This window comes from Flavobacterium sp. LPB0248 (assembly GCF_013388355.1).
Taxonomy (GTDB): Bacteria; Bacteroidota; Bacteroidia; order Flavobacteriales; family Flavobacteriaceae; genus Flavobacterium.
In genome coordinates, this window is record NZ_CP058246.1 from 2,544,339 (window position 1) to 2,569,291 (window position 24,953).

Below are 24,953 nucleotides of genomic sequence, written 5' to 3' on the forward strand. Positions count from 1 at the left end.
CTCTCAGAGAATTAAACCCCTAATTTCTTAGCAATTTCAGCAGGAATTCCTCCTTTGTTTACTAGTAATGCAGTAGTTTTATATTTTACGAAGTTCTTAGTTACAAACAAGAAACCTTTGTAGTCGTTTGTTTCTCCCCAAGAATTTTTTACGATATAGTACTCTTTTCCAGTTTGATCTTTTGCAAGACCAATAATGTGCATTCCGTGGTCGTCTGTTGTAGTGTAGTTATCAAACGCAGCTTGACGCATTTCTGGAGTAATTTCTGGTTCTACTTTTGGTCCGTTAAACATGTCTGCTTTTTCTTCAGCCGTCATGTCGTCGAATTTTTTAGATGCTACATAAGCCACACCGTTTTTCCAGCTAAAGCTTTTCTCGCTAACATCTGTTGCCCAAGCTACAGTATATCCTTTTTTAAGTGCATTGTCGATAACGTCTGTCATATCGTTCAATTTTACGTTGTAAACTTGATCCAATGACCAGTTGTCTGGCACCATCATAGTTGTTTTTTGGTAGTATGGAGCATTTGTAAAAGATGACATTTCTACATACTCGTCTGGGTTAATTCCTACCACTTCTTTAGCAAAAGATTGTGGTGTATAGTTTTTTCCTTTGTATGTAAAGTTATCTGGCACTTTTCCTAAATAAGAATCAATAACAGCAGAATATGCTTTTTGCCAGTTTGGAGTCAATTCTCCGTTCGGGTTTTTAACCACTGCTGCAAGAACACCTTCTATAAGAGCGCCCATTTCAGCAAATTTGTTTTTGTCTGTTCCGTAGTTTAATCCTGTGTAAACTTCTCTAGGCACAGTTCCGTATTTTTTGTACATGTTAATTACATCATGTAAAGCTCCTCCGTCTCCAAGTGTAATTGCTCCGTGCATACGAACATAGTTAATCCCTTTTTCTACATACACGTTTCTTGCAGAATAAATTTGAGAAAGCTCAACAGGCTGTTTTCCTAAACGAATCATTTCTGACTCTAAGAATGAGTTTGTTGAGTAGCTCCAGCAAGTTCCAGATGATCCTTGAGATTTTACTGATGTTGTTCCTAGGTTGATTACTTCTGTAAATTTGAAGTTCTCTTTACTTTTGTCGCTAGCATTTAGTTTAAGTGAATTTACTAAGATGTCTTGCGCAAAACAGCCTGCAGTTCCAGCCAAAAAGATTGAAGCAGCAAACACTGATTTGAATGAAAATGTATTCATAAGTTATGTTTAAGATTTAATAAAATTAGTCTCCAATGTTTCCAATTTGTTACAAAACAATTAAATATTATACAATTTGTGTAATGTTTAATTGTTAATATTTTCTTAACGGGATAAATTATTAAGGTATTTAACACAAAAAAGCCTCAATAACACGTTATTAAGGCTTTTTAGGTTTATTATTTATAAATTAACTTCTTACAAGTTTTTTGCTTTTTTAGCTATCGCATCCAGTTACTTCCAAAAACGATATAGTACGCCCATTCTTCGTTTCCTTTCGCCACATCGACTCCCATACGGAGTTTGAATTTTCTGGCAATGAGGTATCTAAAACCAGTTCCGTAGCTGTAAACAACAGGTTTTGCAAAAGCTTGATCCCAATCGTTAAAGGCGCTTGCAAGACCTCCAAATCCCATGAGACTCCATCTTCGGTACAAATCCCATCTAAATTCGAGTTCAGAAACAATGCTGGTGTTTCCCATGTATCTGGCTGCGGGAATACCTCGCATATTGATTCCTGGTTTAAGATAAAAAGGCGGACTCCCCAACGCCTGCTCTCCTTCAATCCTGAGTCCGCCAATTAGAGTTTTCGCCAACGGATAATATCCAATTGCCGATAAATTGATACGCCATGCCTGATAATCGCTGCCAAGCGCCTTGTCTGACCAGAAAAAATCGGACTGAAGCCGTACTCCTTTATCAGGCGTAAATATATTGTCTCGTCCATCAAACTGGAGCGCAAGTCCAAGCTGACTTATGGTGCTTTTAATATCTTTTGGATCTACAAATGGCGGCGGGAGATTAAAATCGGGCAGATTTATTTTTGAATTTAAAAATAAATACTGTGGCCCTAAACTCCATTTAGCATTGTTAAACTGCTTTAGCCATTGCGTATAAAAAATAGTCGATTTAAAGTTCAATTTAAATTCCTCATCTTTCTGGTTGGGCAGATTATTGGCATAAAAGGATAAATTCATATCGCCATAAGCCGCAAAAGCTCGATAGAGTATTTTAGGTTTTACCAGTGTTGCCGAGCGAAAAGCACCAGCCATCCAGCTTTTGTTTGCCGTATACATTCCGACTCCTCCAGTAATATCTGGATTTATGAATCGTTTTTTACCGTTTTCGTCTATAACAGGAGCCCGTTTTTTTAGAAAAATTGGCGCAACCGCAACTCCAAATCCTCCTACGGCTGGTTCTGTAATAATGGTTGGCACTACTATGAATCCGTTGGCATAAATAAGAAAATCACTCAAATCGAAAGCTCCGTCTAAAGAATCTTTTAAAACGGTTTGATGCTTTTGTGCATTTAAAACATTAAACGATACAATCATGCAAAGCAAAAACAGAACGCTTCTTTTTGTTGTTTTTTTGTTTTTCATAGACTATTTATCGTTTTAGATTTAAATTTATTCCATCATAAAAACCTGAAAAAATTATTCTTTCTTGAAACTGAATGCGTGTGCCAGCGTTATAAAAAAGGTATTCCCCTGAAATCTGTTTACAGCATTTACTTCTCCAATCCATCTAAAACCTGCCGATGTCATACTGCCAATGTGCAGATAATTAACCTCAGCTCCTAGTCCGCCCACTTTATCTTTGTCTGGTTCAATAACCAAAATGCTTCCTACGGGAATTCTATCGTTTGATACTTTATATTGCAGGTAATAAATCAAACCCGCATTGAATATGCCTTTTGGCGCGGTTTTTTCGGCATTCATACAATAAAATGTTTTTCCTAAACCGCCTTCAATGCTTAAGATATCTCCTGTTTTAATATCGGTGTCTTTCTTTTTTCCGTTGATTTCGTATGCAGCCAAAGCTGAAAAATGGAATGTTTTCTTGTCATTAAAATATAAAGTTGTTCCTGCCGAAAACTCATTCATAAACATTCCTAAACCACTATTATTACTAGCTCCCAATTCATATTTTCCTGTTGGAAGATACAATTGATAACTGAAAACAAAGTCGGCTCTTTTATTGTGCCAGCCTAACTGAATGGGCTGTATGTACATATCTGTAAAAGCAAAATCACTTTTAGAATCCACATAACTTCCTTGAATAGTATTAGAAGCACCAGCCAGCAAAATTGTAGCTCCGTAATTGGCACCCAAAATTTTAAAATCGGTTACATAATTAGCTCCAACGCCTGTTATAAACATAGTAAGATCGGGATTTCCAATATTGTCTCCGCTGCCATTTCGCAAAGAAGATGCGGCATAAATATAACCTGGAATATATACGCTCAAGGTTTTTTCGGGAGCCTGAGTTCCCGATTGCAGTCCCATTGCACCAAGAATATGTCCTCCTTTTAATTGTGCATTACAATAAAAAGAAATCAATACCATTATTACGGCAAAAACTGACTGCACTTTTCTTCCTGAATTATCAATTTCTAATTTCATGGCAGAATATTTTAAATTAAGATGACGCAATAGCCATTACTAATTTTACTTGAAGTAATATGATCCTGTACGATCCGGATTTATTCTGATGGTTTTAAAATATTCGGAAGGAGATTTCCCAGTATGCTTTATAAAGGCTCTGAAGCAAGTTGTTCGGGATTTAAAACCAGAACCCCAAGCCATGCCTTCTAAAGATAAATCTTTCCATTCTGGGTCGTTTATTTTGTCTTTAAAATATTCAATCCTTTTAAGGTTTACATAATCCTGAAAATGAAGTCCGAATTCAGAATTAATCAAATTGGATAAATGGTGTACCGATATTCCTGTTTCGTCTGCCAAATCTCTGATTACGAAATCTTTCTTTAAAAACAGATTTTTAGAGTTTAAAACATAATCTAGTTTTAAAAGGTATTCTTCTCTTTTTTCAGAAGTTAATTCGTTTGTTATTGGAATTGTATTCTTGATTTCTTTTGTTTTTACCACTACAGTATTGTCTACCACAAAATCGAATGTTTCTTCTTCGTCATGAAAAATCTGAGGTCTGAAATAAAGCCATCCGACAGTAAAAAACAATACAGACGAAATCAAGAAATAACAAGAAAGATCTACAACGCCTACTTTTCTTGATAGAAAGTGATGCACAAAAAGTGCCGAGAAAAGAAACAAAATCATAAGGTTATAAACTCTAATCCAGTTGATTACTTTGGCTCGATGAAATTGATTCCCTTTAAATTTTTTCAGATCATAGTTTAAAATCAACATGGTTTGAAAAAAGACATAGGAAAGCCAAATGGTCAAGGTCAAAATAGAAAACGGATTTCTGATTTTTGCTGCTATAAAATCGACAATTCTTAGATTAGTAAAACTTCCAATGTATACAAAAAGCGTTAAGGCGAAGTATACCGCAAAAGGAATAAAATGCATCCAATCGTATTTTCTGAAGCTTTTGTTCAATGTCAAAATGTTTCGAACATATAAAAAAGAACATGGCGCTGCCAGAAAAATAAAGGATTTGGTAATGATGAATAAATCTGGGAATTCTTTGAAGATATTGGCCGACAGATAAAAATTGTAGATACTTACTACCGCCAGACTCAGCAGAAACATTCCCAAAAAGAAACTTTTTGAGTAATTTTTTTTGGAAAATAAAACCATAATTGCAGTAGCAAGGCCAGCAATTGTGGCTATAAAAAAGAAAAGGGAAAGTAAAATATCGATCATTTTTTTAAGCTTAATTTGAGTAAATAATTATTTTTCTTAAAATCTTAAAAATAGAATACGATGGGGGCGTATGTAGAAAGAGAAACACTGTACTTGCCAAAGTATGGCAAGTACAAATGCTTTATTGTATTATTTTTTAACTGCTCCTGGAGGGAAACCAGTTAATATTTTTTTGATTGCGTCGTTTATAAATTGTTCCGGATTATCTGGTCTGCTGTCAATCTCGGCATTTCCAATTCCTTGCCAAACCAGCTTGTCTGTTTTTGTAGATACGATATCTATAACTAGCGAACCATCAACATAATCGTAGGTATTAAATGTTGTATTGGCACCGCCCATCATAGCACCGCCTCCCCAATATCCGTATGGACGATACATTCCGCCATAACCATAAAAGTCTGTATTAGCACTAACCGATGTTTTGTTTTTTAGGATAGAAACGGCATTAACTTTTAAATCAGGATTACTAGATTCTGTAAATCCTTTTGCCAGCATTTCATTTCGAATTGCTTTTGCAACACGATCAACATTTAACTGATTTACTTGGCCTTGCTGCGCTTTTAAGTCATAAACCGCAAAAGTTTTGTATTCGCTGAAGTTCGCAGCATGATCATAATCAGTTGTAACTTTTACAGTTGGAGAGCAGCTGTAAAATAAACCCAAAAATAAGACTGGGATTATACGAAGACTTGTTCTTTTAATATTCATGTTGTAGTATTTATTAAATTAATAATTAAATCAGTTTAACTCATGTATTAAAATCGTAAAAATCTTGAACGTGGGGCAGAACAGATGTCAATAATTGCTAAAACAGCACAAACCATTACTAAACAATCACTTAGATCACTCTCAAAGATAAATCATTTTATTTAATTAACAGTATTAAATAAATAAAATCTTACTTTGTTGTTTTCTGCCATATTCTGTTTAAGATTTTAAGATTTTTTAAAGTTTAATTTACTTTGTACAGCTACCTATTTGTTCTATTTCTTTTGATTGCAGAGAATCAGATTTCTGCAGCTATAGGTAATTTTCCATGCTTTATCGCTTCGAGCATTTTATCATAATCTGACTCGTTTTGATCGGCGTACAAAACCGAAAATTCTGAAATGGCATCGGCAAATTCGTCTGTATCTCCAATATAGCCCGAAATTAGAGAAGGATCTCCCGAACGTGCGTGAGCTCTTGCAAGCGCCCATCCGCAAGCTTTGGCATATTCTGCCATATTTTTGGATTTCATCACTTCGAGAACTGGTTTTATCTTAGCATCTCTAAGCTGGCGTATGTAGAAGAATCTATCTTTGCTGTCGTCTGTCCATCCCAGAAACATATCCGATGCAGACTGCATTAGCTTTTGTCCCATTACAATACGTTCGCCTTGATGGCTATATTTCCCTTTTGCTTTTACATTTCCTTCCAAGACGCTTTTTCGGGCTTCTTTAAACTGTAAAAAAATAGGTTCTCCAGTTGCCGACATTAGTAGACTAATGCCACACAATGTTCCTACGCTTCCCACACCCACTACTTTTATCACAATATCATGAAGCTTATATCTGCTTAACAAAACCTGTTTTTCCTCTGAAAGGGATTCCAAATATCTATTATGAATAATTTCGCCTTCTTTTGCCACTTGTTTTTCGAGTTCTCCTGTTGGATGAAATATCAAGGGTGGATCGTCTTTTATACGTGCTCTAGCTCCGTCAAAATAAGTCATCTTGGCAAACTCCTTTTCATGAGCCGTATACTCCGATGCTTTTTTAATTCTTTTCTGGTCAAATTCTTTAAATTCTTTATCTCGGCCTAATTCGATCAGCTCCGCCAAATCAATATCGGCATACCAAATCTGAAGTGCCGAAAGTTTGCTGTAATCGATCATGTGCCGTTTGTAACTATCTGCAACATTCCAAGCAAATTCTTTACAGTTTTTATGAGAAAATTTTCGCCATCTTCCAGCAATTACAAAACTGGCTGCAAGTCTTTTTACATCCCATTCCCACGGTCCTGGAAATGTTTCATCAAAATCATTAATATCAAAAACCAATTTGCGTTCTGGAGTTGCAAATCCGCCAAAATTCATCAAGTGGCAATCACCGCAAAGCTGGAGATTTATTCCCGATACAGGAGTATGTGCTAAGTCGGCAGCCATGATAGCAGCGGCGCCTCTGTAAAATGCAAAAGGAGATTCCATCATTCTTCTGTACCGAATAGGCAATAGACTTTCGACTCTTCCTTCGCTGGTCTGAATTAAAATATCTACTGGATTTTTACAGTTTTTTAAAGGATTCCATTCTCCATGCTTCGCTAAAGGGATTTTCTTTCTAATCGAAGCTCCTTTTTCATAACGTTCTGCCTTTGATGCAATCGGGTTAAATGGGGTTTCTCCTATATGTTTTGAATCTTCACTCATATCGATGATAACTATTTAACCTCTTTAATATCGTCCATTTTCCAGCTTTTATCAAAATAAGCTTTTGTTGGTCCATAGAAACGCATATAAGTAAACCAATGTTTTCCTGGCAGAGTCTGCACCCAATTTTTCTCTTTTCCTGCCGGAGCTTTTGGTCCAAAATACAAATCGACTGAACCATCTGAGTTTTTAATCAAATCTTTACGAGACGATAAATCGGCATTTTTTTGCGGATTATCAATCAGACATCGAGTTGCTGAATCGTAAACTGTTATGGACCAAAAATTAACCGCAGGCGGATTTGCCGGAACATTTAAAGTATAATTTTTTCCTCCATCAAGCCAATTTCCATTACTATCGGAATAATTCCCTAAATAGGCTTGACCTAAATTCGGAGTTTTTGATATCATTGCGTTAGAAAAAGTTACAGCTTCGTAGAAATAAGCAGATCTCTCAAAAAATTCGTCAAAATTTTCTTCGCGTTGAGCAGAATTTTTCATCGTAATGACATAATCCCATTTTTTATCCGGCCAGTGTCTTACATCTGCAAAACGTTTTTCATAAGAATTAGCCATTGCCATTTGTTCACCTTTTTCTGCGGCAGCAATTAAAATTTTCTTCTGACGATCATCGGGTGTAAAAGGTTTTCCTTTTTCTATACCAAGGTTTTTAAGCCAAGCCATAAAGAAACGATCACGTTCCTCAACTGGTTCATCTTGCAAAATGGCGTGTAGACATTCCCAATATTTAATTCCCGATGGTTGAATTCCGTACCACTTTTTATCAGCAGGCGGACTCACTATTTTTGTTGCCTTCGGATTTGCTCTTTGTGCGTAAGGGTATATTTTAACTTTTTTTACCAATTCTTCAGTAACCTTAGGATCTGGATCTAATGTTCTAAAACCAAAAAAATTATTTACAGTCGTACACGGAATTATAAAATATCCATCAGCTTTAAAATCTTTCATTGTTGGCGGTACCAAAACATATTTCCCTCCTTTTCCTTTATCTGGCCCCATTTCTCCAATTACAGCCTCTTCTCTTTGCCAGAAATCACTCAATCCTCCAGCAGTGCGCCCAGCTGGCATTTCGATAACTGTTGGTCCGTTTGCTTTCAAATCTATAAATGAAATGATATAAGGAGTTGTAGCATTTGCCGTTAAAATCCCTAGTCTGTCATGATAGGAATTATACAAAACAAGATCATTGCTCGTTGCATGGAATGTTTTATAATGTTGTTGTTGCCATTCGGCGAAAGCTACAATTGGCAATCCCCATAAATAACATTGCGTTGCCTGCTGAAAATCCATTTCATCAAATAATTTCGGAATGGATTCTTTTGAAGGCAATTCGCCATCCATTTTAATTTCGTTTCCAGATGATGCAACTGTTGCCGTTGAAGCATTTTCTGTTGTCTTCTTTTCACATCCAAGATTTAATATCAAGAAAAAAGTTGCTAGAAATATTGGGAATTTATTTTTCATGAGGTTTATTTTTCGGTTAAAATTCAGTTCATTATTTCACTTCTGTCAAATCACCCATTTTCCAAGTTTTCTCAAAAAATCCTTTTTCTGGACCATAGAAACGAGCTAATAATTCAAATTTTCCTTTTGGATCTGTCGGAACCCAATTTGATTCTTTTCCAGCAGGAGCTTTCGCACCAAAATAAATATCTACAGAACCATCGCTGTTTTTTTGAAGTCCAGGCGATGTCGAAGCACGGCTGAAATATTTCATGTCTTTTATTAAAGCATGCGTTTCACGATCGTAAGCCGTTACAGACCAATATAATTTTACAGGAACATTTGGCGGTAAATGCAATTGATACAATTTTGACCCGTCAAATTCTTGTCCTTTATCGTCTTTAATTGATATCAAATAAAATTGCCCTGCTCCTAAATGTTTTGCACTAAAATAAGCTATTGAATAGGCTATTGCGCGTTCGCGAACTGGATAGTTATTTGGTATTGAATAATTACTGCCAATTGCTTTTACAAAATCTGGCGAAACTGGTAACGCCCATTTTGTACCTTCGTAAAAAGGAGTTTGAAAAGCATTGTTATATTCATGATCAATCCAATCATGGGCATCTTTTATAGCTGCGTTTAAAATCTCTTTTCTTCTGGCATCGGCTTCAAAAGGTTTGCCTTTTTCAATACCAATTGATTTTAGAAAATCAACCATAACAAGATCTCGAGTCAGCCAAGGTTCGCGTTGTACAAACTGATTTAAGAGTTCGAAAAAATGAAAATTATACGGAATTGTATTGCTGAATGGAACTTGCAATAAATCCACAAATTTTGTAGCTGGCGGATTTGCTGCCTGGGAATAAGGATAAATTTTTATTCTTTTCCCATAGTCAATTGCTCTCTTAAGATCATTCGGACTTCCGTCTGTAAGATTTGAACGCAAAATTGCAAAACCAGTATAAGTTGAAGAAGGCATAGCGATATATCCTGCTGGGATTTTGTCTTTATAATCAGGTGGCAAAATCAGATATTTTCCACCTTTCCCTTTATCTACACCTGCAGGACCAATATCTTCAATAGCGGTCTGCCATCCGTCATCTAGACTTCCTGTAATTGATGAACTGCCTTCTGCTGGCGGAATCTCTAATACAATTGGACCTTTTCTGGTATCATACAAAGGATTAATATAAACCACATCCGGATTTGGTGTCAATGTCTGATTTTTTGAATTGATTAAACCAGACCAATAAACAATCTGATTAAAATCTCCTTTAGCATTGATCATACTTTCATTTAGCAGCTCAAAATTAACTGCAGGAACTCCCCAAATTACGGCTTCAATGGCACGATTATAAATAATTTGCTCTTGCAGATCTGCTGGTTTAAAAGTACCTGAAACAGATTCTGCAGAAGTAGTTTCTGTTTTTTCTGCCGAAGTTTTATTGCATGAAACAAATAAAGCAATAAGGAAAAGTGAAAATATTTTGGTCTTCATTTTATATATAATTTAAAAAAAATTAAGCACTATCTTCTAAAAATGTATAGGATAGATTATTGTGGAAATATAAAGGCTACGACTGCTCTTAATCCCCAATCTGGTCTTATGTTTGAATGGCCAACAACAGGAATTAAAGGCATAACGGCAAATTGCATCGTCTGACCTCCTAATTTTGTAATTGCACCAACATTTGGACTAACGGTAATAAGAGTGGTGTTTCCTTGCCAGTTTTGAGTAATTTCTGAAGTAATACCTAAACTTGCACCGCTTTTGTAACTATGCGTTAAGAATATTTGCGTGTAAAACTGATTGAAATCTGCTCTATCTGCATTTCCTGCAACAGACCAAATTTGATTCGCTAGAAAACCTATAGAAAGTCCCTTCCCTTGATGCATGACCAAAACACTTGGTCCAATTCCAAATTTTTCTGTTCCTAATAGTTTTTCTGTAGCTGTTGGCACCAAAAAAGCAGGACCGACACCCAAGATAATTCCTTTAGTTTTTGGAGCAAAAAACGCAGTTACCGTTGCATCGCTCAAACCAAACTCATGTGTGTTTTCTCCTGTAACATCTTGCTGATCTACAACCGGAAGAATATATCGAGTAATTAAATTTAAATTTTCACTCAACTTAAAAGGAACAACTGGCTGTATATTGATTTGATATTTTGAACCGTTGTAGGCACCAATTCCGTAAGTAAGATTATTTTGCAGCGGAACGCTAATCAAACTCGCTACTGGATTTGCCATTTTATCGGCAAGTTCTTGTGCGCTATTTCCTGGCTTTGGTTCTTCTTGTGCAAAAACCGTAAATGACAGTGCAAAAAGACTTATACTGAAAAATAATTTATTGAAGATATAATTCATAAAACTGCCATTTTAAAAGATTAGTAACAATTATATTAATGAACAGCTTCTAGTAACTAGAAACTGTTCATTTTTTAATAAATAAACCAAAATTTCATTTTTATCACCCACCTCCACTTCTTTTTGCAGTTGATATAGATTTTAATTTCTGTTGTGCCTCTTTAAGCTTCAAATAATTATCAATAGTAATTGGCCCAGGATATAGATTACTTTGTACTTCGTGAGGTGGATATTTTTCATAAGTTTTTGCAAATTCTCCAATAATGTTCTGAACAGTTGGCAAGAACCAGGTTTTCTCTGTAAAGTTGTTCATGAATAAATCGTATCGCTCTTGCGGATCTGCCCATAAATCATAAATTTGAGGTACTGTTGCCACATAACTGGCGGCTCCTTTCCAGCCTAAATTAGAGTCTACTGACAAACCTCCAGTAGCCATTCCGTTATCACCACGTAAATTAAAGACTGCTTTGAACTTTCCAATTCTTATTGCTCCAGGCAATAATTCATCTTCTGTAAAATAAAACCACATTGTTCGTTTTGATTTTCCTGTGCCGAATAAAACTGGAGACATGTCATAACTATCAAAAATTGTTGGCTTTCCTTCTCTGTCTACCGTTGGCAATTCCTGCCCAGATAAAGCCGCAAAAGTTGCCATAAAATCCAGTGTTCCTAAAATGTCGCTGTTTTTACTATTGGGTTTAATTTTTCCAGGCCACCAAGCTAATGTTGGAATACGGCTACCGCCTTCACGGTCAGTTCCTTTTGTTCCTCTAAAAGGTGTGTAACCACAATCAGGATAAACGTCTTGCCAAGTTCCATTATCAACCGTGTAAATAATTAAAGTGTTTTCAGCAATTCCCATGTTACGAACTTCATCCATAATACGACCAATTCGTGAATCTAACTCAACAATACAATCGGCATATTTATTTTTACCTGCAGATTTTCCTGCATAATCAGGATGCGGTAAATTTGGCTGGTGATTTTTTGCAAAAGAGATTTCCATAAAAAATGGTTTATCTTTTTTACCGTTTTCTTTAAGCCATTTTATAGATTCTTCTTCTGTATACTGATCAAGAAACGGAATCACTTTTCCGTCTATTTTTCTAACTTCTCTGTATGGTTTCCCAGCTTCTCCCTCTAAAGCACCTTTGGTTCCTTTTACCCATGTTGCTCTAATATCTTCTGGCATATCTGCATTCCAGTCTGGATCTGTGTATGTGTAAGCGTTTAAGTGATAAAGAGTTACATTTTTCATCACATCAAAACCTTGTGCGATAGGCATAGAATAATCTTCCTCGCCAAGATGCCATTTTCCGGCAAAAAAGGTGTTGTAGTTTTTACGTTTTAATAAAGATGCCAATGTCCATTCGGCTTTTGGCAAACCTCCACCATCACCCGGAAAAGCAACGGTTGTCATACCGCTACGGTTTGGGATTCTTCCGGTTATTAAAGCTGCCCTACCAGGTGTACAACTTGGCTGTCCGTAGAAAGACCAAAACTGCATTCCTTCGTTTGCCATTCTATCGATATTTGGAGTTGCGGCACCTCTAGCCTCACCTCCACCATAAGGGCCTAAATCGCCCCATCCGGTATCATCCGATAATAAAATAATAATATTTGGGCTTTTTTGTGCATAACCAAAACTGGTTATTAAAAAACAAAAAAGCAAACCAAAAGTCTTCAGGAGACTGACTGATTTGATTGATCTAAAATTTGTTTTCATAGGTATTTGGTAATAAATTATACAATCTCTAATTCTAAAATTTTAGGGTAGAAAATCTATTTTAATACAAATTCTAATTATTTGTCAGGGAATATTTTTTTCCAATCGTCTTTCATGCTTATTACATGATATTTGTATTTTGCTGCCATATTTAATGATAAATTATCTTTTTCCTGATAATTATATTCTCTGATTGAGTCGTTATGATTTACAATTAACTGAAACGAAGGATATTTACTGCCAGAAGAATATCTCAACATGGCAAGGTCACCTGCTCCGCCTTCATTTCCGCAGGCAAAAACTGGTCTTTGGCCAATATGCAACTGTATGCCTACAGGTTTTCCTTCTTTATCATTAAAATGATCTAGAGCAGGTTCTCTTAAGACTGCATTTTTAGCATCGTCAAATTTGTATTTGAAAGACGTTCCCACAACCTGATCTTTTGGAATTCCATAAAAATCCTGAGATATTGCTCTCACAACTTCAACCGTTCCGCCAGTAACAATGAAAGTTTTGAAACCATTTGCACGCAAATAATTCAAAAGTTCCAATTGAGGCTGATAACGTATTTGTTTTACTGGAACATTTTTACCAGGATATTGTGCTGTTTTAAAAAAGTCATTAACGGAAGTTTCAAATTCATCTTCTGTCATTCCGGTATGAGTTGCTGCAACAAGTTCTATAAGCGCTTTATCGCCTCCTTTTTCGAAGAACGTTTTATCTTTTTCAATAACTGCTTTAAAAGGCTGTTTCTTGGCTAATTCAGGTTTAGCTTCTACCATCTTTTTAACTCTATAAAAAGCAAAAAGTTCTTGAACATAAGGTTTTTCAGCCCATAGAGTTCCATCGTTATCAAAAGTCGCAATTCTGCTTTCTATAGGAATAAAATCTGGACTTCCTTCTTTGGTTACTTTTTCAACATAAGCTATAATGTCTTTTTTTAAAGCTCCATCATTCCAGCTTGGCAGTGGATCACCACTTGTTGCAGTAGTTTCTGTTTGTTTATTTTCTGTTGGAGAAGTTAAGGTGTCGGACTTTTTACAGGACAAAAAAAACAAAACCACCAGAGGTAATATGTATATACTTTTTTTCATGATGTTTTTATGTTAGAAAAAGAGATTCAGATTTATTTGAATCTGAATCTCTTTTTAGATTATTTATTTTTTCTTTTTTGAAGCTGTCTCTTCTTCTTCTTTTAACTTAGGTAAAACATTTTTCTCTACATATTTTTGAGCTTTGATATCTTTCATAGCTTCTTCCATAATAGTATAAGCAGAGAAACTTGGTGGAATTGATCTTGGAGGATATTCTTTAAATGTTTCTGCAAACACAACCACATCTTGTATTGCGCCATACATTAACTGCACATGATTCATCTGCCAATCCCAGAAAGTATTTGAAGTAATATCGGCTCTTTCAAAAGGATCTTGATATAGATTGAATATTTTTTGCAGACGCAATTTGGTAAATGGTTCTGCCCAAACCCCCATTGTACCTCCTAGACGTTGTTCTGCAAAAACATATTTATAATCTCCTTCTCTTAAACCTACCAAAAGACCATCATCATCAGTATAAAAGAATTTATCTCTGGCGCTTTTTGGTGTTTTGCCTTCTAAAAATTTACTCTGATCAAAACCATCTAAATGCACTTTATAGGTTTTTCCATTTGCAGAGTAACCTTTTAGAAGTTTATTTACGATATCTGGTTCTCCTGCAATTGAAGCGAAAGTTGGAATCCAGTCATTATGGCTCATCAATTCAGTAGTTACAGTTCCTGGCTTGATATGTCCTGGCCAGCGTACAATACATGGTACACGGAAAGCCCCGTCCCAGTTAGTGTTTTTTTCTGAACGGAAAGGAGTCATAGCACCATCAGGCCAAGTATTCATGTGAGGCCCATTATCTGTAGAATACACTACAATAGTATTATCTGCAATTCCTAACTCGTCTAATGCCTTTAAGATGCTTCCAATTGTTTCATCATGTTCAATCATACCATCAATATACTCGCTGTCTCCATGTGTATATCTTCCTCTATGTTCCGCTCTTACGTGTGTACGAAGGTGCATACGAGTAGCATTGAACCAGCAGAAAAAAGGCTTTCCTGCTGCATTTTGTCTTTTGATAAAATCAATTGCAGCTGCAGAAGTTTCATCATCTATAGTTTCCATTCTTTTTTTAGTAAGTGCTCCAGTATCTTCAATTTTTTGTTTTCCAACTCTTCCAAAACGAGCATCTGTAGTTGCGTCATCAACATTTGTTGCAGTACATTTTAATACTCCTCTTGGTCCAAATTTTTTCAAATACTCAGGATCTTTTGGATAATCTGGCAATTCTGGCTCTTCTTCTGCATTTAAGTGATACAGATTTCCGAAGAATTCATCAAAACCATTAACCGTTGGCAGACTTTCATTTCGGTCTCCTACGTGATTTTTACCAAATTGTCCCGTTACATATCCTAAGCTTTTCATGATTCCTCCTACAGAAGGATCTAACTGGCTCATTCCCATTGGTGCACCTGGAAAACCTACTTTTGTAAGTCCCGTTCTAAGACCATGCTGTCCAGTTAAAAATGCCGCACGACCAGCAGTACAGCTTTGTTCTCCATAATAATGTAAAAAACGTAATCCTTCATTGGCTAAGCGATCGATATTGGGAGTAGTATATCCCATAAGTCCATCACTATAAGCACTTATATTGGTAGTTCCAATATCATCGCCCCAAAGCACCAGAATATTTGGTTTTTTGCTCTGTGCTGTAACAGAAACTCCCGAAAAAAACAGCAATGCCAATACCTTTAAAGTATCTGCAAATCGGCACTTAAATTTGATTTGTTTCATGATAATAAAAAATTCGTTAATAATTCTATGTCTATATGTGGTGCAAAATTATAAATAAAAATAAGATAATTCTTATTTTTTATGAAATCTATTAAAAAGACAGATTGTATTTTTTTCTACATGTTTCAAATTCATTTTGTTTTAAAATCTGAAACAGAATATTTTTAACTTTTTATTAAGTATCTCAAATTTAACTAGTAAAAGAGCGAACTATTGAATTTATAAGGCATGAACTTGTTTCATATTATAATATGAAACAAGAAAAATGGAGAATTTGCACCAAAATGTTTCATTTTGTAAAATGAAACGCATCAAAGCGTCAGATAATTAGGTAGTTATATTTTTGAACATAAAAGCAGTAAATAATCGCTTTAGGTCATTTTTTGTATAGATATTTTCTAAAATTTTAGTAAAATGAAACAAAAAAATCTACTTTTTCGTTCAAAATTTTAGAAAATTGTCAGGAAATAATCTGGAAAAGTATTCGAAAAAAATAAAATGTCTATTCCTAAGAAGTAATTAGATTCTTGAAAAAGCTTTTAAAAACAAAAAGCCGCTTAAAAAAATTAAGCGGCTTTCAAATTATTTTGAAGGACTTGTTATTCGATTTCTGAAACTCTCATCGTGTTAACCATTCCTTTATCTTTAATTGGCATTGCAGCAAGGTTGATTAAATAATCTCCTTTTTGTGCATAACCTTTCTCGATTGCAATTTGATTTACATCTGTCACAGTATCGTCTGTACTTTCTTCATTATCATAGTAGAAAGATTTAACTCCCCATAATAAATTCAATTGTGTTAAGATTCTTCTGTTTGAAGTAAATACTAAAATATGAGCTGTTGATGGTCTCCAAGCCGAAATTTGGAACGCTGTATAACCGCTATTTGTCAAAGTACAAATTGCTTTTGCTTCGATTTCATTTGCTAATAAAGCTGCTTGGTGGCAAACTGTTTTAGTAACGAAACGTTTAGTTTTAATTTGTGGTGTATTTTGAGGAACTTGAATAAGCGGAGAGTTTTCTACAGCTTCGCAAATTTGTGCCATTCTTTGAATAACTTGTACTGGATAGTTTCCTGTAGCAGTTTCTCCAGATAACATTACAGCATCTGCTCCGTCCATTACTGAGTTAGCAACGTCGTTTACCTCTGCTCTTGTTGGAGTCAAACTTGTAATCATTGTTTCCATCATTTGTGTAGCAACGATAACAGGAATTCTAGCGGTTTTAGCTCTTCTAATTAAATCTTTTTGTACCAATGGAACTTCGTGAGCAGGAAGCTCAACACCAAGATCTCCACGAGCAACCATTAAACCATCGCAATATGCTACAATTTTATCCATGTTCTCAAGAGCTTCTGGCATTTCAATTTTAGCAATGATTGGAATTTTTACATCTGAATGTTTTGCAATTAACTCTTGCAAATCTTGTAAATCGCGTGGAGTCTTTACGAATGAAAGTGCAATCCAGTCCACTTTTTGTTCGATTGCAAAAATAGCATCTGCAATATCTTTTTCTGTTAAAGCTGGTAAAGAAATTTTTGTGTTAGGAAGATTAACTCCTTTTTTAGATTTTAATTCTCCACCTTGAATAACCTTAGCAACAACTTCTGTTTTTTTATCTGTAGAAACAATTTCAAAAATAAGTTTACCATCGTCAAGCAAAATACGCTCTCCAACATTTACATCATTTGGGAAATTTTGATATTTCATAAATGCTTTTTTTGCATTTCCGATAATATCTTCTGCAGTTGTAAAAGTGATTTCATCACCATCATTTACAACAGTTCCTTCTTCCATTACACCAACTCTAAGTTTTGGTCCTTGCAAATCTCCTAAGATTGCAGTTGTGTAACCAAACTCTTCGTTTAATCCTCTAATAATGTCGATTTTTTCTTTTACTCCTTCGTAATCTGCATGCGAAAAATTGATTCTAAACACATTAACACCTGCATCGATCATATCTTTAATGATCTCTCTTGTACTACAAGCGGGGCCAAGTGTAGCAACAATTTTGGTTTTCTTGTTTGTTAACATTTTTTTTAAAAAATTAGATTGTTTTTTGATTTTATTTTATCAGTATCCACAGCATAAATAGCCGCAATACTTTCTATTGTGTTTAATTTTTGTTGAATTTCTGAAAAATTAAGCGCCTCTTCGCTATTATCAATTTTCAGGAAAAAATCGACTTTTTTGAATTCAGGAAGTAAATGAATTGTTGTAGAAACCTCACTTGTTTCATTAGAAAACAAATTCTGGAAATCATTTGTACTCACAGAAATGATTTCATTTTTATTCTGAATTAAATTCCAGGAAACAGCTTTTTCTTCATCATAATAATAGAATCTGGAAAAATTTGCTTCACCTTCCTTAGTTTGAGCATGGATCTCGTTTTTGCTCTTACTTAAGTTGATCGGAAGGATTTTATTGATAAAATAGGCCAATCTATAATCTTCTAATGAAGTATGAATTGCCATTAAATAATAATCAATTTCGTCAAATTCGTCTAAATCCAATTTATGAATAGCCATGTCTTGAAAAATCAAGTTGTAAATATACTATTTCTAAACGGAGCTTCAACAGTTATGACATGCTTGTTTTGTTAAATTATAAACGAAAACGTTATAGCATTGTGATAGTTACAACATTTTTGCAGCTATTTCTTGTCAATTTTTTCTTGAAACGCAAAATAGGCTCTCTGAGAAGCTTTCTCTTCGGCTTTCTTTTTTGAAGTTGCTCTCGCTCTCGCCACAACTTTGTCGTCAATACTTAATTTAACACCAAATAATCGCTGGCCATCTATGCCATTATCTTCAAAAATGTCATAATGAAAAACTCTTTTTTCTTTCTGGCACCATTCGATAACAAGACTTTTATAACTTATAACTTTTCCTTCTAGTCGAGCAATATCGACATAAGGTGTCACTACTCTTTTTTGAATAAATTTTTCGCAAAAAGAATAGCCTTTATCTAAATAAATAGCTCCGATAAGAGATTCAAAAATATTACCATGAATGTTTTCTCCAAAATGCTGAATTGGCACCTTGCTTTCTACAAATTGCACTAAATTTAAATCTTTACCTAATTCATTCAAATGTTCACGGCTCACAATTTTAGAACGCATTTTGGTTAAATAACCTTCATCGCCATTTGGAGCTTTATTAAACAAATGTGCAGCAATGACAGCACTTAACATAGCATCTCCCAAAAATTCTAATCGCTCATAATTAATAGGATGCCCATTCTGATCTAATTTATTAGATGAACGATGTGTAAAGGCCCGCCTGTAAAAATCTATACTTGAAGGCTGAAAACCAAGAATTTTCTGAATAGTGTCAAAAAAAATCCCGTCTTCTAGAGAACGGGATTTAGAAAATATTTTTTTGATAATATTCATATACAGAAATTAGTCAGCTAATTTTTTAAACAATACGCAAGCATTGTGTCCACCAAATCCAAATGTATTACTCATAGCAACATTTACTTCTCTTTTTTGAGGTTTGTTTAGAGTAAGGTTTAAAGATGGATCAATATTTTCGTCAACAACTGTATGGTTAATCGTTGGAGGAACAATTCCGTGTTGCATTGCCAAGATTGAAGCAATAGCCTCAATAGCTCCAGCCGCACCCAATAAGTGTCCTGTCATTGATTTTGTAGAGTTGATGTTGATGTTTTTAGCGTGATCTCCAAAAACTTTGCTAATCGCTTTTAATTCAGCAACGTCTCCTAATGGAGTAGAAGTTCCGTGAGTATTGATATGATCCACTTGATCAGGAGTCATACCAGCATCTCTCAATGTGTTTTCCATTACTGCAATAACTCCAATTCCTTCTGGATGTGGCGCAGTTAAGTGGTAAGCATCAGATGACATACCTCCACCGCCAATTTCGCAGTAGATTTTTGCACCTCTGGCTTTAGCATGTTCGTAGTCTTCAAGAACTAAAGCTCCTGCTCCCTCTCCTAAAACGAAACCATCTCTGGTTGCATCAAAAGGTCTTGAAGCTGTTTCTGGACTTTCGTTTCTTGTTGACAAAGCGTGCATTGAGCTAAATCCTCCCATACCAGCAATTGTAACAGCAGCTTCAGAACCACCAGAAACAATAACATCGCACATTCCTAAACGAATGTAGTTGAAAGCATCGATTAATGCGTTTGCAGAAGATGCACAAGCAGAAACCGTAGTATAATTTGGTCCCATATACCCATTACGCATAGAAATATGTGCAGGAGCAATATCGGCAATCATTTTAGGGATAAAGAAAGGATTGAACTTTGGAGTTCCATCACCTTTTGCATAATACAGCACTTCATCTTGGAAAGTTTCTAAACCTCCAATTCCAGCTCCCCAGATAACACCAACTCTTTGTTTGTTTACGTTATCATTTGTGATTCCTGCATCTTTAATAGCTTCATCACTGGCAGCAATTGCATATTGTGCAAATTTATCTAATCGACGAGATTCCTTACGATCCATGTAATCTTCAATATTGAAGTTTTTTACTTCGCAGGCAAATTTCGTTTTATGCTTTTCTGTATCATAATATGTTATAGGAGCCGCTCCGCTAACCCCATTCACAAGTGCGTTCCAATATTCTTGGATATTATTCCCTATAGGAGTAAGTGCACCTAATCCTGTTACAACAACTCGCCTTAATGCCATAAATATGTGTTTTGTACTTTAAACAAATAAAACCCACGCTTTCTTAACTTATTGTTACTTAAGAGCCATGGGAATTACAATAAAATATATCTTGTTTGATTGAAAATCAATCGAAATTTAAATTTTAAAAAAATAATAACACCCGATCCTTAAAAATTTCAAAAATCAAAAATCAAAATCCAACCTGGAATTTGGAATTTCAAAAATTGGGACTTTTAGAAATCGGGTGTGGTATTATTATTTTTTTGCTTCTTCGATATAAGAAATAGCTTGACCAACAGTAGCAATGTTTTCTGCTTGATCGTCTGGAATTTGAATATCAAATTCTTTTTCGAATTCCATAATAAGCTCAACAGTGTCTAATGAGTCAGCTCCTAAATCATTAGTGAAGCTTGCTTCTGTTACAACTTCGTTTTCGTCAACACCTAATTTGTCTACGATAATCGCTTTTACTCTTGATGCAATGTCTGACATAATCTTTAATTTTAGAATTTAATTTGTTGGCAAAAATAAAAAACTTTATTTTAAAACAACTATTTAGTTTATAAATGTGACACTAATTTATAAAATTAATTTCAAGAAAGGTCTTTTAAAGCTATTTATTTTCGATTTTTATTCCGTTTTTTGCAGTCTTAAAACACACAGCTTTATGAAAAAAATTATCGTTTTTGCCTCAGGATCAGGAACTAACACAGAGAACATTATAAAATATTTTTCGAACACCGAAATTGCAAAGGTCGTTTCGGTCTTTACAAATAATGCTTCGGCAAAAGTTATTGACAGAGCAAAAAATCATCAAATTCCTGTCGAAATCTTCTCAAAAAACGAACTTTTAGAAAGAAATGTATTACAAAAAGTACAGGAAATCGACCCAGATTTGATAATTCTGGCTGGTTTTTTACTCAAATTCCCCGAAAACATCATCGAACAATATCCAAACAAAATAATAAACATACATCCGGCACTTTTACCTAATTATGGCGGGAAGGGAATGTACGGAATGCACATACATAGAGCTATAGTTAATAATAAGGAAAAAGAAACTGGAATCTCAATTCATTACGTTAATGAAAATTATGACGAAGGCGCTATCATCTTTCAGGCAAATGTTGCTTTAACTGATGAAGATACTCCAGAAACTGTTGCAGAAAAGATTCACGAACTGGAACAAAAACATTTCCCAGAGATTATTCATAGATTATTAGAAATTTAGATTATTAGACTTCTTAGACATAAGACTACTTAGATTTTCATCTAAAGCATTTTTAAAAATCTAAGCAGTCTAGAATCTAAAGATCTTCGATGTCCAAAAAAGAAAAATCTAAAAGTCTAACAATCTAAAAATCTAAGAAGTCTAAAATAAATTAATGAATCACGAAGTACATATATATACAGATGGCGCGGCAAAAGGAAATCCTGGCAATGGTGGTTACGGCGTGGTAATGGAATTGGTTGGAACTCCTCATAAAAAAGAATTCTATGAAGGTTTTCGACTTACTACTAATAATAGAATGGAACTTCTGGCTGTAATTGTGGGGCTAGAAAAACTAAAAAAGCCAAATATGAAAGTTTTGGTAGTTTCTGATTCTAAATACGTCGTAGATTCTGTCGAAAAAAAATGGGTTCTTGGCTGGGAGAAAAAAGGTTTTGCAGGAAGAAAAAATGCTGATTTATGGAAACGCTTTTTAGTTGTTTACAGAAAACATCAAGTAGATTTTAAATGGATAAAAGGACACAACAATCATCCGCAAAATGAGCGTTGCGATCAATTGGCCGTGATGGCATCAATGCAGCCAAAACTTTCTATTGATTCTTACTACGAAAACACCGATTCTAAATTGAAATAAAAAAATAACGTATCGAAAACCTAAATTCTCGATACGTTATATCAAATTACTAATTTTAACTCTTACTCTTTATCTAAATCTTTTGCTGTTTTAAATCCAGTCAAAAGTCCGATTCCTGCCATTATAAAAATAATTGAAGGGTAAACTGCGCTGTCATTAAGAGAAGTATAAGTTGTAATTAACAACGCTAGAAAAATTCCAACTCCACTACCTATTAATAAGAAAGCTATATTAACAACAAATATTTTCCAAGCTGGAACTCCTTTACCTCTTCCCTGCAAAAAAATACTAGCATCTACTCCTTTTTCTATAAGAGCCAGTCGCTCTCTGTTTCTTGTTGAAAAAATTAAATAAACGATCCCGAAGATCATCAAAAAAAGACTTAGCGGTACTAAAACTTGTGGTCCCATAATTTTATGTTTTTATAATTGATTGATACTCCATATGACGACACCTTTTAAATTGAGGTTACAATTTTTTGGAAAAATTTTTAAATTTTAAATCCAAAACCTCAAAACTAACTGATTATCAATTAATTTTGATTGTAAAAAACTTTAACAAAGTTCAACTCCTATACATTATTATATAATAAAAGGATTGGAATTTGGACCTGAGCGATCGCGAACGGGCGAAGTAATTTAAAAAGTTTGGAATTATTTTCCAATTTCTTGTAACCTAAAGAAACAAACTGTCGTCCTATATAATATGAGCACAATACATGATCAACATTATATCGATAAAATTTTGCAAGGTGAGACCAATGCATTTGCCGTTCTTGTGGATCGATATAAAGATATGATCTTTACTTTGGCTCTTAAAATGGTTAAGAATCGAGAAGAAGCGGAAGAAGTGGCTCAAGACACCTTTATAAAGATTTACAATTCGCTGACAAAATTTAAGGGCGATTCTAAATTTTCGACTTGGATTTATAAAATTGCTTATAATACGTGTCTAGACCGTTTAAAGAAAAATAAAAAAGAAGATTTAAATATTTCTATTGATGATTTTTCTTCTCATTTAATCAAAACAATGGACAACGCTTTGAGCGCTCTAGAAGAAAAAGAACGAAAGCAAACCATTCAGAAATGTTTAAATTTATTACCAAGTGATGAAAACTTCCTTTTGACCTTATTTTATTTTGATGATCAAAATTTAGAAGAAATTGGAAAAATCATGAATATATCGGCCAACAATGCCAAAGTAAAGTTATTTAGGAGCCGACAGAAATTAGCTGTAATTTTGAGACAGCAGTTAGAACCAGAAATAATAGAATGTTATGAAAGAGAGCGATAAAAATATAGAACAACTTATTGAGAAAATGATGGCTGAAGACAAACTGCAGTCGCCATCAATAGATTTTACTTCCAAAATAATGGCTGATGTTCATCTTTTAGAAGAGAAAAAACTCAAAGTATACAAACCTTTAATTCCTAAACCAATCTGGATTTTGATGGGATTGGCTGTCGCAGCATTAGTAATTTATGCTTCTCTATTCTCTGTCTCAGAAACTGATTTCAAAATTGATGAAGTCGGGAAATTATATTCTAATCGAATCTCAACGGCATTTTCTGGAATTCATTTTTCTAAAAACATCTTGTATGCCATTTTGATTGTTCCAATTATGATTTTGGTTCAGGTTGGAATTTTGAAGAATTATTTTGACAAAAAGTATCAATTATAGATTTAAAGATGAAAAACAAAACAACATTTTTTAAACAAGTTCTAAAAGGAAAAAAAACATCCATATATATTCTATTATTGTTGTTGTTTTTTGTCACTACCTATACAGTAGCAGCTCCGTCAAACTTTACTACTAAAGAAGTAAAATTTGTTAGTGAAGGCATTTCACTTGCTGGAACTGTTTTTATACCAAACAATGTGCAAGCAGCTGTTGTGATTGTTCATGGATCTGGACAAGAAAAAAGAATGACAGACTTTGCTACAACTCTAGCCAACAACGGAATTGCAGTTTTAACCTACGACAAACGCGGAGTCGGAGAATCGGGTGGCATATATGCTGGACCAGAAGTAGGAACAAATAATGTTGATTTCTCAAATCTAAATCTTTTGTCTTTAGATGTAAGTGCTGCTGTAAATACTTTATCTAAATCCTTATCAAATAATAAAATATCAATCGGTTTAATAGGAGGCAGTCAAGCTGGATGGATAATTCCATTGGCTGCAGAGAAAAACAAGAAAGTTAAATTTATGACCATATTTAGCGGAGCTCTTATAACAGTTAAAGAACAATTGAGATTCCAATTTTACACCAATGGAGATAAAAATTTTTGGGAAACACACTCTGAAGAAGAGGCAAGAAAACATGTATTCAATGACCCTGATAAATACGAATTCGTTGACACAGATCCTAAAGGTATTCTTTCTAAACTATCAATTCCAGGAATATGGATTTTTGGAGGTAAAGATATTCAAGTTCCTACGAATCTATCCATCGAATATCTTGATGCATTGAAATCTAAAGGAAAGCATTATGAATATAAATTGTTTCCAGACTTGGGTCACAATACAGCATTTTCCAAATCTGAAGAACCGATGAAAGATGCAATCAATTGGATTAAAAATATAAAATAAATTAAAAATCATACATAAAGAATTTTTCGTGTTTTAATCGGAAAAAGAGAATCCTCTTCATTTAAAAAAACAAGATAGAAGAATCAGCTGTAAATTATTCGCAATTATTTTCAAAAAAGTTGCATCTTAAATTCAAAAAACCTATTATAAACACTGCGAAAAATCAATTTTAATTCATTCATTTACAATAGTTTTACTTCGAAAACACCTTCATTTTT

General features: G+C 34.4%; 23 protein-coding genes. 5 read left to right on the forward strand and 18 right to left on the reverse strand.

What is annotated here, in order from left to right; all coding sequences use genetic code 11:
• Positions 1-11 precede the first annotated feature (11 nt).
• The 17 genes from LPB248_RS10565 to LPB248_RS10645 all read right to left on the reverse strand — a co-directional run bounded on the left by LPB248_RS10565 (position 12) and on the right by LPB248_RS10645 (position 20,770).
• Entirely contained in the window at positions 12-1,208 is a 1,197-nt protein-coding gene (locus LPB248_RS10565) for an aminopeptidase C (protein ID WP_177211400.1), read from the reverse strand.
• A 221-nt stretch (positions 1,209-1,429) separates the two neighbouring features.
• Positions 1,430-2,590, reverse strand: coding sequence for a BamA/TamA family outer membrane protein (locus LPB248_RS10570; protein ID WP_177211401.1), 1,161 nt, complete (start codon positions 2,588-2,590; stop codon positions 1,430-1,432).
• Positions 2,591-2,644: 54 nt separating this feature from the next.
• On the reverse strand, positions 2,645-3,613 hold the full coding sequence (locus tag LPB248_RS10575) for a transporter (protein WP_177211402.1): 969 nt from the start codon (positions 3,611-3,613) through the stop codon (positions 2,645-2,647).
• Between the two features lie 45 nt (positions 3,614-3,658).
• The gene (locus LPB248_RS10580) at positions 3,659-4,834 is read right to left on the reverse strand and encodes a helix-turn-helix domain-containing protein (RefSeq protein WP_177211403.1); all 1,176 of its coding nucleotides are present in this window, start codon (positions 4,832-4,834) and stop codon (positions 3,659-3,661) included.
• A gap of 129 nt (positions 4,835-4,963) precedes the next feature.
• Positions 4,964-5,542, reverse strand: coding sequence for a DUF4136 domain-containing protein (locus LPB248_RS10585; RefSeq protein ID WP_177211404.1), 579 nt, complete (start codon positions 5,540-5,542; stop codon positions 4,964-4,966).
• Positions 5,543-5,840: 298 nt separating this feature from the next.
• A complete protein-coding gene (locus LPB248_RS10590; RefSeq protein WP_177211405.1) occupies positions 5,841-7,241 on the reverse strand; it encodes a DUF2252 domain-containing protein in 1,401 nt (466 codons plus the stop codon).
• Positions 7,242-7,252: 11 nt separating this feature from the next.
• The gene (locus tag LPB248_RS10595) at positions 7,253-8,725 is read right to left on the reverse strand and encodes a DUF1254 domain-containing protein (protein ID WP_177211406.1); all 1,473 of its coding nucleotides are present in this window, start codon (positions 8,723-8,725) and stop codon (positions 7,253-7,255) included.
• 31 nt (positions 8,726-8,756) lie between these two features.
• Positions 8,757-10,205 carry a DUF1254 domain-containing protein gene (locus tag LPB248_RS10600; protein WP_177211407.1) on the reverse strand — a complete coding sequence of 483 codons (1,449 nt, stop codon included), beginning with the start codon at positions 10,203-10,205 and terminating at the stop codon, positions 8,757-8,759.
• A 56-nt stretch (positions 10,206-10,261) separates the two neighbouring features.
• Positions 10,262-11,074, reverse strand: coding sequence for a hypothetical protein (locus tag LPB248_RS10605; protein ID WP_177211408.1), 813 nt, complete (start codon positions 11,072-11,074; stop codon positions 10,262-10,264).
• Between the two features lie 103 nt (positions 11,075-11,177).
• Entirely contained in the window at positions 11,178-12,800 is a 1,623-nt protein-coding gene (locus LPB248_RS10610; RefSeq protein ID WP_177211409.1) for an arylsulfatase, read from the reverse strand.
• 77 nt (positions 12,801-12,877) lie between these two features.
• On the reverse strand, positions 12,878-13,894 hold the full coding sequence (locus LPB248_RS10615; RefSeq protein ID WP_177211410.1) for an HAD family hydrolase: 1,017 nt from the start codon (positions 13,892-13,894) through the stop codon (positions 12,878-12,880).
• Between the two features lie 63 nt (positions 13,895-13,957).
• Positions 13,958-15,640, reverse strand: a complete 1,683-nt coding sequence (locus LPB248_RS10620) for an arylsulfatase (protein ID WP_177211411.1) — start codon at positions 15,638-15,640, stop codon at positions 13,958-13,960.
• Between the two features lie 599 nt (positions 15,641-16,239).
• Positions 16,240-17,673, reverse strand: coding sequence for a pyruvate kinase (pyk, locus tag LPB248_RS10625; RefSeq protein ID WP_177211412.1), 1,434 nt, complete (start codon positions 17,671-17,673; stop codon positions 16,240-16,242).
• 5 nt (positions 17,674-17,678) lie between these two features.
• A complete protein-coding gene (locus tag LPB248_RS10630) occupies positions 17,679-18,167 on the reverse strand; it encodes an IPExxxVDY family protein (protein WP_095930692.1) in 489 nt (162 codons plus the stop codon).
• A gap of 125 nt (positions 18,168-18,292) precedes the next feature.
• The gene (gene rnc / locus LPB248_RS10635) at positions 18,293-19,033 is read right to left on the reverse strand and encodes a ribonuclease III (protein WP_177211413.1); all 741 of its coding nucleotides are present in this window, start codon (positions 19,031-19,033) and stop codon (positions 18,293-18,295) included.
• 9 nt (positions 19,034-19,042) lie between these two features.
• A complete protein-coding gene (fabF, locus tag LPB248_RS10640) occupies positions 19,043-20,296 on the reverse strand; it encodes a beta-ketoacyl-ACP synthase II (protein WP_111368511.1) in 1,254 nt (417 codons plus the stop codon).
• 237 nt (positions 20,297-20,533) lie between these two features.
• On the reverse strand, positions 20,534-20,770 hold the full coding sequence (locus LPB248_RS10645) for an acyl carrier protein (protein WP_007137004.1): 237 nt from the start codon (positions 20,768-20,770) through the stop codon (positions 20,534-20,536).
• A gap of 175 nt (positions 20,771-20,945) precedes the next feature.
• Between LPB248_RS10645 and purN the strand changes: the two genes are divergently transcribed.
• Both purN and rnhA read left to right on the forward strand, forming a co-directional pair.
• Positions 20,946-21,509: a phosphoribosylglycinamide formyltransferase gene (purN, locus tag LPB248_RS10650; RefSeq protein ID WP_177211414.1), complete on the forward strand. Its 564-nt coding sequence runs from the start codon at positions 20,946-20,948 to the stop codon at positions 21,507-21,509.
• 154 nt (positions 21,510-21,663) lie between these two features.
• Positions 21,664-22,143: a ribonuclease HI gene (rnhA, locus tag LPB248_RS10655; protein WP_177211415.1), complete on the forward strand. Its 480-nt coding sequence runs from the start codon at positions 21,664-21,666 to the stop codon at positions 22,141-22,143.
• A gap of 62 nt (positions 22,144-22,205) precedes the next feature.
• Here the strand turns inward: rnhA and LPB248_RS10660 are convergent, their stop codons facing one another.
• A complete protein-coding gene (locus LPB248_RS10660) occupies positions 22,206-22,553 on the reverse strand; it encodes a DUF6249 domain-containing protein (RefSeq protein WP_177211416.1) in 348 nt (115 codons plus the stop codon).
• A 295-nt stretch (positions 22,554-22,848) separates the two neighbouring features.
• Here LPB248_RS10660 and LPB248_RS10665 point away from each other — a divergent pair, with 295 nt between their 5' ends.
• Genes LPB248_RS10665 through LPB248_RS10675 form a run of 3 tightly spaced genes read left to right on the forward strand, consistent with a single transcriptional unit; the run spans position 22,849 to position 24,735 of the window.
• A complete protein-coding gene (locus LPB248_RS10665) occupies positions 22,849-23,436 on the forward strand; it encodes an RNA polymerase sigma factor (RefSeq protein WP_177211417.1) in 588 nt (195 codons plus the stop codon).
• Positions 23,420-23,824 carry a hypothetical protein gene (locus LPB248_RS10670; RefSeq protein WP_177211418.1) on the forward strand — a complete coding sequence of 135 codons (405 nt, stop codon included), beginning with the start codon at positions 23,420-23,422 and terminating at the stop codon, positions 23,822-23,824. Before LPB248_RS10665 ends, LPB248_RS10670 begins: the two co-directional genes overlap by 17 nt.
• Before the next feature lie 8 nt (positions 23,825-23,832).
• Positions 23,833-24,735 carry an alpha/beta hydrolase family protein gene (locus tag LPB248_RS10675; RefSeq protein ID WP_177211419.1) on the forward strand — a complete coding sequence of 301 codons (903 nt, stop codon included), beginning with the start codon at positions 23,833-23,835 and terminating at the stop codon, positions 24,733-24,735.
• Positions 24,736-24,953 lie beyond the last annotated feature (218 nt).